Genomic DNA, 11,957 nt, shown 5'->3' with positions numbered 1-11,957 from the left:
TGTAACCTGTGATTTTGTAAAAATAGATAGTACTAAAAATACAAAAAAGCATCTTTAATATGTTCGATTTGAAATGTTTGAGATTTTTTTAGAACAGCTATAATATCAAATCTGACTTCAAAGTCTAAATGATTTCTGAGAACATAGGCATCAGCAGCACTTACCAACAAGTTTATTTTTTTAGGAGAAACAAAATCTTGTGGATTTCCGTAATAATCAGAACTGCGTGTTTTTACTTCTGCAATAACTAAGGTACTATCTTTTTGAGCAATGATATCTATTTCTGCTTTTTGATACCGCCAATTTTTTTCAACAATTTTATAGTTGTTTTCGAGCAGATATTCTAGTGCCAGCAATTCACCTTTTTTCCCAAAATCGTTGTGACTAGCCATTTTTTATTTCAAGATACAAAAAAAGTAGTTGAAAATTGGAATGGTGAGTTTTGTTGTTTTATCGAAGAACCAGTTGCGAGGAAGAATTCTTACAATTGATAGCCAAACATTAGCCCGAATGATTTAAATTTTGAAACTTTGGTTGCATATGATTTAAATAGGTCGGGTTTCAATGAGTATCTTAATTCAAGACTCATTTTACCGTTTAATTTATATCCTGCTCCAAAAGTAAATAGACTACTATAAGAATCAAATTCGTGTGTTTTGTTTATATCAGTACCAATTACATCGACATAGTCGACAGACAAGTTTGAGTTGCTTATTGATATGTCAAAACCTACTTGTGCATTTACGAATAACCCTTTTTGCTCAATCGACTTAAAATAATAACGAATACCAATAGGGATTTCTATAGAGGTGTAATTGACATTGTAATTTGCTGGGATATCATAATTGAAATAAATACCTTCGATTAATGTTGAATTTGAGTTGGTGTATTGCTGAATTGTTGGCTCAAGTATTAATGCAATGTTTTTCATTCTATTCAATACTAACGACAATTCTACTCCAAATCTATAATTTGGTTTTCCAGTAAAATTTCCTGGCTCATTTGGAGATTCAGAAATAGTATAACTTTGGTTCACTAAACTTAAACCAGGTCTTAAGCTTAAATATATTAGTTTGCTTTTTTCTTTATTTTTAAAGATAGTTGCAGAGCTGTTAAAACAAGTGTTGTAAGTTTCAAATAGCTTTACGATGCTGTTGTGTCTGTATTTAGTTTTTACGATGTCGTTTTTAGTAACATTTTCACAATCAAAAGTATTGAGCAAGTGCTGTTTGTACGCTTGATTAGTGATAATATCTGAGTTCTGTATGTATTTTTTATAAACCAATTGTTGCGTTGCACTGTCATCGGTTTTGTAAAAATATCTTGTAAAGCTTTGGTTTTTGTATTCAAACAAAGTTATTTTACCAAAAACTAATACTTTTAAGAATACAGTTTCTTCTTTAAAATCGGGGTGCTTACTTGTTGTTAATTCTGAGGTCTTATTGCTTGATTGATCAATATCGATAGTATGTTTTACATACCATAGAGCGTTGTCAATTCTAAATTCTTTGGTGTTTTCTATTTTTCGAAGTAATTCTTGACCTTCTTCAGAATTTTTGTAGGTGAATTCTGATGGACAGAAATCCCAATATTCATTTTTTATAAGACACTCCTTTTTCTCACCTTTTTCAGTGACAAAATATCCTTGTTGAAATTCTATTTGCGCAATTGATTTTATCGTAATAAAAAATAACGATATAACTAACAGTAGTTTTTTCATCTTTTTTTTTGCAAGTTTACTAAGCTGTGGTTTTCAAGACTAGCACAAAAATATCTTTTATTGATGCTATTTATTCGAAAGCAATCGTTGAGGTGGTTGTATCTACCTGCATCGTGATATTTCTTCCTAAAATTAAAGCGCGGTTCTCTGGGTCATGACCTGCTGGGAAATCAAAAATTATAGGAATATTTTTTTTCGAAACCACCTCTAAAATCAGTTCTTCAATTGTTTGACCATAGGCGGGGCTATTTTTTTTAATATGACTCATGCCTCCAACAATAACCCCAACACAATTGTCGAAATATCCATTTCTTTTGAGTCCTTGAAGTAATCTGTCTATATGGTATTTGTATTCCCCAATTTCTTCAAAAAACAAGATTTTACCTGAGGTGCTGATAGAAGATTTGGTTCCTAGTAAATTCTCAAGAATTGTTAAGTTTCCTCCAACAAGCTGCCCAGATGCTGTTCCTTTCTGATTGTAAGTAGCGCTAGGAATAGTATATGTGAGTGTTTCTCCAGAAATCGCTTTCAAGAATGTTTGTTCACTTAGTTTTCTTTCTTCCTTAGAAAACTCTGTATTTACAGGCATCATAGCATGTAATGTTTCCACACCTAAATTATGGATATGGTTGTGAAGTACTGTTATGTCTGAATAACCTATGATCCATTTAGGTTTTTTTAGAAATGTTGAAAAATCTAAATCATCTACGATTCGTACCGTTCCATATCCACCTCTAGCACACCAAATCGCTTTTATTTTTGGGTTGTCAAGGGCAATTTGTAAATCTTTGAGTCTGTGTTCATCTGTTGCAGAAAAATGATGGAAATTTTCAAAAACATGTTCCCCAATCACTACTTCATAGCCCCATTGTTTTGCTAGGTCTACTGCGTCAAGAATGCTTTGTTTGTTTTTTATGATTCCAGCGGGAGCTACAATTGTAATGGTATCTCCTTTCGTTAATAAAGCAGGTTTTTTCATAGTTGATTTTTGAGCATACATAAGTTGAAAACTGCAAATTAATAGTAGGAATGTTCTCAATAGGTTTCGCTTTAGATTTCTTACAATATTACAATTTATTTAGCACAACGTTATATCCACCAGACATGCCAATACGTAGTTTTTTTTTTCTGTTTATAATAAATCACTTAGTTTTGTGCCTTGAAAATCAAACGGTCGTATACTTTACGATAAAAAATAACTAAAATAGAAATCATGAAGAAAAAAGGAATGTTGCTCTTGGCAACGTTAATTGGAGGGTCGGCTTTTGCTGCAACCGAAGCAAATCAAATCGACACAGGAGACACTGCATGGATGTTAATGTCTACAGCGTTAGTAATGATGATGACACCTGCAGGATTGGCGTTGTTTTACTCTGGATTAACTCAAAACAAATCGGTATTGAATACAATCGGAATGTCGTTTGTTTCATTTTGTACAGGAATTATTGCATGGGTTATTGTGGGATATAGTTTTGCATTCTCAGAAGGAAATGCATTTATTGGAGGTTTCGATTATTTATTACTACACGGAATCAAACCAACTGACGGAGAAGGAATTCCTTTATTGTTAGATGTAATGTTCCAAGGAACATTTGCTGCAATTGCCGTTGCAATCGTATCGGGTTCTATCATCGAAAGAGTAAAATTTTCTACATGGACAATATTTTCTTTTTTATGGGTGATTGTAGTATACGCACCAATCTGTCACTGGGTTTGGGGTTCTGATGGATTCTTACATGGAGACTTAGATTTTGCCGGAGGTACAGTAATTCACGTAAATGCTGGGGTTGCCGGATTGGTTTTGTCTTTATTACTAGGAAAGAGATTACACTTAGATGAAGAGCGTAAACCATCATCTATTAAATTGATGATTTTAGGAGCTGCTTTATTGTGGTTCGGATGGCATGGATTCAACGGAGGTTCTGCTTATGGTGCCAACGGTATTGCCGCTAACGCGATCTTAACTACTAACGTTGCCGCTTGTTTTGGTGGTTTGGTATGGTTGATTATCGAGTGGAAAATTGTTAAAAAACCTACGTTGATCGGAATCGCTTCAGGTGCTGTATCTGGATTGGTTGCTATTACACCTGCTGCAGGTTTTGTTGATGTTACAGGTGCTTTGGTAATTGGAGGTATTGGTAGTATTGTTGGATACTGGGGTGTAGTAAAATTCAAATCATTTACAGGTCATGATGATACTTTAGATGCTTTTGGTATGCACGGTTTAGTTGGTATTGTTGGCGCAATTTTAACAGGTGTGTTTGCAACTTCTGTTGTGAATCCTGATGGAGCTGGATTGATTGATGGAAATCCTTGGCAAGTATTATTACAGTTAAAATCTGTAGGTGCAACGATCATTTATTCAGCGGTTGCTACTTATGTTGTTTTTGTCGTTGTTGCTAAGATTACTGGAGGAGCAAGAATCCATGAAAAACATGAATTAGAAGGAATGGATATCAGTTACCATGGTGAGTCTCAAATAAACATTGACAAACATGTGATTGACGATTTAGAAGACTAATAAGTTCTCTTATTTCAAGATACAAAAGTACCCTGAGCTTGTCTTAAGGGTACTTTTTTTATTTCACCATTTGACCTGTATTTGTAAAATATTTTTCTAAAACGAGTAGAGAGATTAAGTCTTCCCTTTTTTTGTTTTGAAACTGTTTTACATAGGCATTTGCATTCGCAATGATTTTTTCAGATGCTTCAATGTTTTTAGAATAATATTCGATTTTTTCATTCAAATCAGAGAAGTCGTCTTTGATTTCTACATAATGTACCCCTCCAATTAACGTACCTTCCATAAACCAAGTTTCGTATATAGGTTTGGTGCAAATGGCTAATGAATTCGAAGACATTACATATTTTAAATTTGTTGCGACGTCATTCCCCTCCCAACACAAAATAAACTTATATTGAAGTTGTTTGTGTATCGACACAAAATCTATTTTCCATTGATTATTTCTAAAGTCATTCGTATGACCAATATCGCACAACGGGTTATTAAAATGCATTTCTAAAAAACGTACGCGAAGCGCTTTTTGATCGTTTACCATCCCGATACCAATCAACTTGTCTTTTTTATCAGAAAATTTTCTTTTGTCTTTTATAAAAAGAAAATGACGGTGTTTATCCAGATTTAAAATTATTGAGTTTGTATTGTTTTCTATCGGTCTGCTTTTTACTAAAGTTGGGGTGTTTGGTGTGTGAATTACGTCTCCAAAAAGAACATTCACACTATTGTTTTTGTTGAAAAACTGAAGGTATTCCATTGAATCAAAATAATAGGTACCTCTATAGTCTTTTCTCGATAATTTTTGAATATCGACGCTGTTTGTCCCTAAATCAGTGTTTTTATCGATCTTATTGTAATATGAAACACGTTCTCGAATAAGGAATGTATCATAATCTGAAGTAAATTTAGTTTCTAGCTGTTTTTTATACCAACGAAGGCACCACTCAGGTCGTAATAGATTTAAGTTGGTGTTGAGGTAGTAAAAAATCTTTATTTTTTTATAGCCTAAAAGGAGGTCAATGAGTTTATCCATTCAAAAAATATGAAAGCTTTCAAGCAAAAATAGCGAGAAATTAATAAAAAAAGGTATCCGCTTTTGGTTGAATGATACAGCAAGGTATATAGTGGTACAAATCAACATTAATATGTAACTTTGCAGCCATTAAAATATTACGATGAACGATCCAAAGAGAATTACCATTACAGCAGCCTTACCTTATACAAACGGACCTGTCCATATTGGGCATTTAGCGGGGGTATATGTACCTGCTGATATCTACGCACGTTATTTAAGAGGAAAAGGAAAAGATGTAGCTTTTGTTTGTGGTTCAGATGAGCACGGTGTGCCTATTACCATTACAGCAAAAAAAGAAGGGGTTACACCTCAAGATGTAGTAGATAAGTACAATGGAATCATAAAAAAATCGTTTCAAGATTTCGGGATCACATTTGATAATTATTCTCGAACTTCAGCTGAAATTCATCACGAAACAGCTTCTGAGTTTTTTAAAGATTTAGATGCAAAAGGAGAGTTTGTTGAAAAAGTTGAAGAACAGTTATACGATGCTGAAGCAAAACAATTTTTAGCAGATCGATTTGTAATCGGTACTTGTCCTAAATGTGGAAACGAAGAAAGCTATGGAGATCAATGCGAGAAGTGTGGAACATCACATAATGCTACTGATCTAATCAACCCTAAATCTGCAATTACGGGTAATGTACCGGCTTTAAAAGAAACCAAACACTGGTTTTTGCCTTTAGACAAACACGAAGCATTTTTAAAAGAATGGATTTTAGAAGGTCATAAAAGTGATTGGAAGTCTAATGTATATGGTCAAGTAAAATCTTGGATTGATGATGGATTACGTCCTCGTGCTGTAACACGAGATTTAGATTGGGGAATTCCAGTACCTGCAGAAGGAGGAGAAGGAAAAGTATTGTATGTTTGGTTTGATGCACCTATCGGGTATATATCCTCTACCAAAGAATGGGCCGCGAGAGAAGGAAAAGATTGGGAGCCATATTGGAAAGATAAGGATACCAAACTGGTACACTTTATTGGAAAAGACAATATCGTATTTCACTGTATTATTTTTCCAGCAATGTTAAAAGCGCATGGAGATTATATATTACCGGATAATGTTCCAGCAAATGAATTCTTGAATTTAGAAGGAAATAAATTGTCTACCTCTAAAAACTGGGCAGTTTGGTTGCATGAATATTTAGAAGAATTTCCAGATAAACAAGATGTATTGCGTTATGTATTAACGGCAAGTGCTCCGGAAACGAAAGACAACGATTTTACTTGGAAAGATTTTCAAGCTCGAAATAACAACGAGTTGGTAGCAATTTTCGGAAACTTTATCAATCGTGTAGTTGTATTAACGAACAAATATTACGAAGGTGAAATTCCTACTCCAAATGAATTTTCTTCGATTGATGAAGAAACGCTAGAGCAGTTAAAAGCCTACCCTCAAATTATTTCAAAATCTTTAGAAAGATACCGATTTAGAGAAGCTTTAAGCGAATTGATGAATTTTGCTCGTTTAGGGAACAAATATTTAGCGGATGAAGAACCATGGAAATTGGTTAAAACAGATCCAGAAAGAGTGCAAACTGTAATGTATGTTGCTTTGCAAATCGCAGCTGGGTTGTCTGTTTTGTCTGAACCGTTTTTACCATTTACTTCAGAAAAACTAAAAAGCATGCTAAATCTGAAGGATGCAAAACTTGAGTGGGATGCAGTTGCAACACAAGAAGTTTTAATTCCAGGAGGTCATAGCATTGGAAAGGCAGAATTGTTATTTGCAAAAATTGAAGATGCAGAAGTGCAACAGCAATTAGATAAATTAGAAGCTACAAAATTGGCAAATGAGGCTGAGTCTAAGGAGGTGGAGCCACAGAAAGAAACAGCAACGTTTGATGATTTTACAAAAATGGATATCCGTATCGGAACCATTGTTGAAGCTGAAAAGATGCCGAAAACTAAAAAGTTATTGGTGTTAAAAGTTGATACTGGAATTGATGTTAGAACGATAGTTTCAGGAATAGCTGAAAGTTTCAAACCTGAAGAAATCATTGGTCAAAAAGTATCTGTTTTGGTAAATCTGGCTCCTAGAAAATTAAGAGGAGTAGAAAGTCAAGGAATGATTTTAATGACAGATACGAAAGATGGAAAGTTTGCTTTTGTGCAACCTTCAACAGAAGAAGTTGCCAATGGAGCACAAGTGAGCTAAGGAAATAGTATTAAAATTATTAAACCTAACAAATGAATTTTTGTTAGGTTTTTTTATGCCAAAAAAAATATGCAAATTTGGTTGAAAGTAATTAGACAAGACATGAGCGATACAAAATCTAGAATTGAAGTAGTTGATAGTTTAAGAGGTTTTGCAATCATGGGTATTTTATTACTGCACAGCATAGAGCACTTTAACTTTTATGTTTTTCCAAAAAATGAGTCTCAACCCGATTGGCTGAATCAGTTAGATACCATAGTTTGGGATAGTTTGTTTTTTCTTTTCGGAGGAAAGGGCTATGCTATTTTTGCACTTCTTTTTGGGTTTACCTTTAGTTTAATGTATGCAAAACAAAAGTTAAAAGGAATTGATTTTGGCGCTCGTTTCGCTTGGCGAATGGTATTGTTGGCTTGTTTTGCATTTGTAAATGGTATGTTTTTTCCAGGAGAAGTATTGTTGTTGTATTCAATTATAGGTTTTGTATTAATTCTAGTAAGAAATCTGCCAGATAAATGGTTGTTGTTAATAGCAATACTACTTTTAAGTCAGCCGATAGAGTGGTTTCATTATGTGAGGCATTTGTTGGATGAAAACTATCTGGTACCTGATTATAACTTGGGCGAATATTGGCAAATGTTAAAAAAAGGGCAATTGAGTAATTCTCTTGGGGAATTGATTACTATGAATACTTTGTATGGGCATAAAGTTGGATTGTTGTGGGCTTTGAATGTAGGAAGGATGGTACAGTCTGCGGGACTTTTCGTTTTTGGTTTTTGGTTAGGAAATAAAAAGCTTTTTTCTGCTTCTTCAGAAAGTATAGCCTTTTGGAAAAAACTGTTGTTGTTTAGTATTGTTGCTTTTTCAGTCTTTTATTTGGTTGAAATGAATTTTGACTTTTTTTCTAAAAAAGAAGTTGTTCGAAAATCGTTGTTGAGAGCTGTTAACATGTATAAAAATCTTGCATTTACCTTGGTTTTGGTAGCTGGGTTTGTATTGTTGTTTCAGAAAGAAGCGATAAAAAAAGTTCTTCAAAAATTGAGTTTTTTAGGGAGGATGAGTCTTACTGCTTATGTAACTCAATCAATCATGGGGGGATTTGTTTTTTACAATTATGGTTTAGGTCTAGGTCCCCACATAAAACATAGTTTGAGTTTTGTTGTAGGTATTGTACTGTTTGTGTTCCAATATCAGTTGTGTAAATTTTGGATACAAAAATACAAGCAAGGACCACTAGAAAAGCTTTGGCACAAACTTACTTGGATAAAGTTTTAGTGTTTTCTATTATAGTAAAAGTTGTTTTCAACCTCGATACTAATTCGTCCATTTCAGCAAAATCATATGCTGCAAACCCAATACGAATTGAATTGTGACCTATGTTTTGAGGATCGTATCTTTTCAATTCAGAAAAAATAACATTTTGCGTTTTGGCAATTGCACTCACATTTTCCCATGAATATTTTTTGCATAATTGAACCCATAATGCCATGCCTCCAGTAGGTATTTCAAAGGTTAGATACGCAGCCAATTCTCTTTTTAATAACGCACAAAAATATTCTTTTCTAGCTTTGTACGTTCTAATTGTCTTTTTAATGTGCCTATCCAAAGCGCCTTGTTTGATAAATTTTGCAAAGGTGGCTTCTAGCAGTGCATCTCCTTGTCGATCGATAAACCTTCTAAGTTTGGCACACTCATCTACAAAATCTTCAGAAGCAATTAAATATCCAACTCTATACACTGGAGCAACGGTTTTACAAATCGAACCTACATAAATAACATTGGAATGTATGTCGTGACTTGCTAGCGGTAAAATTGGGGCATTTTCATAATGAAAGTCATAATCATAATCGTCCTCAATTATTGCAAAATTGTAGGTTTTTGAAAGGTTGAGTAAATGCATTCTTCTTTCTGCAGAAAGTGTGACTGTTGTTGGATGATGATGGTGAGAAGTGGTATATAAAGCTTTTACATTGTGTTTTTTACAAAGGGCTTCAATTTTATCAGTAACTAGTCCATGTTTGTCTACGGGTATTCGTAGCGTTTTTGCTCCGGAAAACTCAAAGGTGGTGTCAGAAGAACTATAATTGGTTTCACCAATGATAATAGATTCGTCTTTTTCAAATAATAATTGAGCTGCTAAAAACATACCCATCTGACTGCCTCGTGTAATCATGATGTTTTTTGTAGAGATATTCAAACCACGCGTTTCATTCAAATAACTAACAAGGGTTTCCCGTAATTCAAGGTTGCCGTATGTGGTACCATAACTGATTTGATCTAGTGCTGCTCTTTTACCGCAGATATTTCTATATAGCGTTGCAATTTCTTTGATAGGGGTGAGTCTTGGATCTGAAATACCATCATTGATATAGATATCCTGATCGTGAGTTTGGTCAGGGAAGTTTCGTGTTAATATGACTTCTTTTTTAAAACGAAATCCAGCGGTTGTTTTTTTGTTTTTCTCTGTAGTATCACTCAGTTTCGTTTGTTTCAATTCTGGAATGTTTCCGTTTACATAAGTTCCTTTTTGTGGAATACTTAGTGTCCAACCTTGTATCGTCAGGTCTTCATAACAAGCTACGATTGTTTTTCTGTGAACTCCTAGTTGTTCTGCTAAAACTCTACTTCCAGGAAGTCTTGTTTTCGAGGGAAGGGTTTTTTGCTTGATCAGTTTGATAAATTGATTGGTCAATTGGATATAAATGGGTTGGTTTGTTTTTCTGTTGATACTGAGAATTGTTTTGTATGGAATCATAACTGGACTATTAAAAAAGTAATTTCTGGACTAAACTAACACCCCATAAAACTACTATTTTTGAAATATAAACGGTACAATTATGAGAGAATATTCAAAGAACACATTGAACAAAGTAAAAAGAGGCAGCAATAGAGCTTTTTATGATGTTACTAAAATTAATGATATTTTAGATGCTGGTTTTGTAGGCTATGTTAGTTATAGTTTTGAGGGTAGAGCGATTTGTATTCCAATGGCGTATGGTAGAATAGAGAATAAGATTTACCTGCATGGATCAAGAAAAAACAGAATGCTACTATCTTTAATACAAAGTAAACAAGCTAGTATAACTATAATGCATTTAGATGGTTTGGTATTGGCAAGATCGGGCTTTCATCATTCTGTGAATTATCGATCAGCGACCATTTTTGGGAGTGTCAAAGAAATTGATGAGCCAATCTTAAAAGAAAAAGCGCTGAAGTGTGTCGTTGACCAAATGATTGCCGATAGGTGGGAGAGTTTAAGAGAAATGAATTCAAAAGAATTCAATGCTACTTTGGTGGTAGAATTAACCATCGAAACAGCTTCCGCAAAAGTAAGAGCAGAAGGAGTTTTGGATGAAAAGTCTGATATAAAATTGCCAATTTGGGCAGGAGTGATACCCATCAAACAAGTTGCTGAAAAGCCTATTAGTGAAGTAGATCTACCCGAGAAAGTTGATGTGCCTGAACATGTATTGACATATGTGAAACAAAATAATAAATAGATTTAATATGAAAATTAAAGATTTAAAATTTATGCCTGAGTTTTTTGATAGGTATATCAATCTAGCAGATGCAGATATAGATTTATTAGAACAATTAGAAACAACGATTGACATTTTTAAAGTCATTAAACCTCAGTTAATAAAGTTTCAAGACTATGCATATCAACCCGGAAAATGGACTCCAAAAGATTTGTTACAACATTGTATTGATACAGAAAGAATTCAAGCAAATAGAGCCTTGGCTTTTGCTAGAGGAGACAAAAATGTGATACCTGGATTTGATGAAAATTCATACGCTCAAAACACGACAAGTAATGAGAGATCAATAGATGATTTACTCGAAGAGTTTGTTGAGGTAAGAAAAGCTACGATATCTCTTTTTAAAAGCTTTTCAGATGAAATGCTTTTTAAAGACGGGATGAGTTTCAAGAAAATATCTGTGTTGGCATTAGGGTTTGTAATCGTAGGTCATCCTATACACCATATCAATATTTTAAAAGAAAGGTATTTCAAACCAAACTAGTTCAAAGAGAATCCGTATTCCAATCGGTTGACTAAATTTATTCGGTATGAATTTGATGCAAACAAATCTTCTAATTCTTGGAGTTCGGCATAGGTCAATATGAGCTTTAAACTTTTGTTTCCGGTTGGAATTTCAATTTCATGACATTTACAATTTGTGCATGATTTGTGTTCTTCTAACATTTCTTTTAAATCGATGATATAGTTGGTGAACTCATGATATCCGTTATGGGTAAATGTGAATGCCATGTTTTTAAAAACAATTTCATAAGTCCCGATGCTGGGTTTTTTTGATATGATACCATTTGTTGTAATATTGAGTATTTGTGTTTCTGATTTCATGAGGGTGCGTTATTTCTTCAAAACAAATATAATCACTATTTTTATTTAATCTAAATAAAAAGTTATTTTTGTTTGTTAAAATAGGTCAAAAGTATTTCCTGTTGTATTTTTGCAGTTCAAAT

General features: G+C 33.7%; 11 protein-coding genes. 5 read left to right on the top strand and 6 right to left on the bottom strand.

Features of this window, described 5'->3' with window-relative positions:
- Nucleotides 1-32: 32 nt before the first annotated feature.
- From F6P99_RS03745 to F6P99_RS03735, 3 genes are all read right to left on the bottom strand, one after another.
- Nucleotides 33-392, bottom strand: a complete 360-nt coding sequence (locus F6P99_RS03745) for a YraN family protein (protein ID WP_152286087.1) — start codon at nucleotides 390-392, stop codon at nucleotides 33-35.
- An 89-nt stretch (nucleotides 393-481) separates the two neighbouring features.
- Nucleotides 482-1,720, bottom strand: coding sequence for an outer membrane beta-barrel protein (locus F6P99_RS03740; protein ID WP_152286086.1), 1,239 nt, complete (start codon nucleotides 1,718-1,720; stop codon nucleotides 482-484).
- 70 nt (nucleotides 1,721-1,790) lie between these two features.
- Entirely contained in the window at nucleotides 1,791-2,699 is a 909-nt protein-coding gene (locus F6P99_RS03735; RefSeq protein ID WP_226913004.1) for a S66 peptidase family protein, read from the bottom strand.
- A gap of 234 nt (nucleotides 2,700-2,933) precedes the next feature.
- Here F6P99_RS03735 and F6P99_RS03730 point away from each other — a divergent pair, with 234 nt between their 5' ends.
- On the top strand, nucleotides 2,934-4,241 hold the full coding sequence (locus tag F6P99_RS03730) for an ammonium transporter (protein WP_152286084.1): 1,308 nt from the start codon (nucleotides 2,934-2,936) through the stop codon (nucleotides 4,239-4,241).
- 58 nt (nucleotides 4,242-4,299) lie between these two features.
- Here the strand turns inward: F6P99_RS03730 and F6P99_RS03725 are convergent, their stop codons facing one another.
- Nucleotides 4,300-5,271, bottom strand: a complete 972-nt coding sequence (locus F6P99_RS03725) for a glycosyl transferase family 90 (protein WP_152286083.1) — start codon at nucleotides 5,269-5,271, stop codon at nucleotides 4,300-4,302.
- A gap of 142 nt (nucleotides 5,272-5,413) precedes the next feature.
- On the opposite strand from F6P99_RS03725, the gene metG reads away from it, so the two are divergent.
- A complete protein-coding gene (gene metG / locus F6P99_RS03720; protein WP_152286082.1) occupies nucleotides 5,414-7,474 on the top strand; it encodes a methionine--tRNA ligase in 2,061 nt (686 codons plus the stop codon).
- Between the two features lie 102 nt (nucleotides 7,475-7,576).
- Nucleotides 7,577-8,746, top strand: a complete 1,170-nt coding sequence (locus tag F6P99_RS03715) for a DUF418 domain-containing protein (RefSeq protein WP_193315983.1) — start codon at nucleotides 7,577-7,579, stop codon at nucleotides 8,744-8,746.
- On the opposite strand, the gene F6P99_RS03710 is transcribed toward F6P99_RS03715, so the two are convergent.
- The gene (locus F6P99_RS03710; RefSeq protein ID WP_152286080.1) at nucleotides 8,727-10,226 is read right to left on the bottom strand and encodes an aminotransferase-like domain-containing protein; all 1,500 of its coding nucleotides are present in this window, start codon (nucleotides 10,224-10,226) and stop codon (nucleotides 8,727-8,729) included. The genes F6P99_RS03715 and F6P99_RS03710 overlap by 20 nt on opposite strands.
- 82 nt (nucleotides 10,227-10,308) lie before the next feature.
- On the opposite strand from F6P99_RS03710, the gene F6P99_RS03705 reads away from it, so the two are divergent.
- Both F6P99_RS03705 and F6P99_RS03700 read left to right on the top strand, forming a co-directional pair.
- Entirely contained in the window at nucleotides 10,309-10,971 is a 663-nt protein-coding gene (locus tag F6P99_RS03705) for a pyridoxamine 5'-phosphate oxidase family protein (RefSeq protein ID WP_152286079.1), read from the top strand.
- A gap of 7 nt (nucleotides 10,972-10,978) precedes the next feature.
- Nucleotides 10,979-11,494, top strand: coding sequence for a DinB family protein (locus F6P99_RS03700; RefSeq protein ID WP_152286078.1), 516 nt, complete (start codon nucleotides 10,979-10,981; stop codon nucleotides 11,492-11,494).
- Here F6P99_RS03700 and F6P99_RS03695 read toward each other — a convergent pair.
- Nucleotides 11,491-11,835: a DUF6686 family protein gene (locus tag F6P99_RS03695; RefSeq protein ID WP_152286077.1), complete on the bottom strand. Its 345-nt coding sequence runs from the start codon at nucleotides 11,833-11,835 to the stop codon at nucleotides 11,491-11,493. The genes F6P99_RS03700 and F6P99_RS03695 overlap by 4 nt on opposite strands.
- Nucleotides 11,836-11,957: the final 122 nt, after the last annotated feature.

Source organism: Flavicella marina, assembly GCF_009193215.1.
GTDB lineage: Bacteria > Bacteroidota > Bacteroidia > Flavobacteriales > Flavobacteriaceae > Flavicella > Flavicella marina.
This window is presented reverse-complemented; position numbering and strand designations above follow the sequence as displayed.

Excerpts from the sequence above, each read along its gene's own strand:
- F6P99_RS03745 (WP_152286087.1), bottom strand. The coding sequence starts at position 392 with ATGGCTAGTCACAACGATTTTGGGAAAAAAGGTGAATTGCTGGCACTA.
- F6P99_RS03740 (WP_152286086.1), bottom strand. The coding sequence starts at position 1,720 with ATGAAAAAACTACTGTTAGTTATATCGTTATTTTTTATTACGATAAAA.
- F6P99_RS03735 (WP_226913004.1), bottom strand. The coding sequence starts at position 2,699 with ATGAAAAAACCTGCTTTATTAACGAAAGGAGATACCATTACAATTGTA.
- F6P99_RS03730 (WP_152286084.1), top strand. The coding sequence starts at position 2,934 with ATGAAGAAAAAAGGAATGTTGCTCTTGGCAACGTTAATTGGAGGGTCG.
- F6P99_RS03725 (WP_152286083.1), bottom strand. The coding sequence starts at position 5,271 with ATGGATAAACTCATTGACCTCCTTTTAGGCTATAAAAAAATAAAGATT.
- metG (WP_152286082.1), top strand. The coding sequence starts at position 5,414 with ATGAACGATCCAAAGAGAATTACCATTACAGCAGCCTTACCTTATACA.
- F6P99_RS03715 (WP_193315983.1), top strand. The coding sequence starts at position 7,577 with ATGAGCGATACAAAATCTAGAATTGAAGTAGTTGATAGTTTAAGAGGT.
- F6P99_RS03710 (WP_152286080.1), bottom strand. The coding sequence starts at position 10,226 with ATGATTCCATACAAAACAATTCTCAGTATCAACAGAAAAACAAACCAA.
- F6P99_RS03705 (WP_152286079.1), top strand. The coding sequence starts at position 10,309 with ATGAGAGAATATTCAAAGAACACATTGAACAAAGTAAAAAGAGGCAGC.
- F6P99_RS03700 (WP_152286078.1), top strand. The coding sequence starts at position 10,979 with ATGAAAATTAAAGATTTAAAATTTATGCCTGAGTTTTTTGATAGGTAT.
- F6P99_RS03695 (WP_152286077.1), bottom strand. The coding sequence starts at position 11,835 with ATGAAATCAGAAACACAAATACTCAATATTACAACAAATGGTATCATA.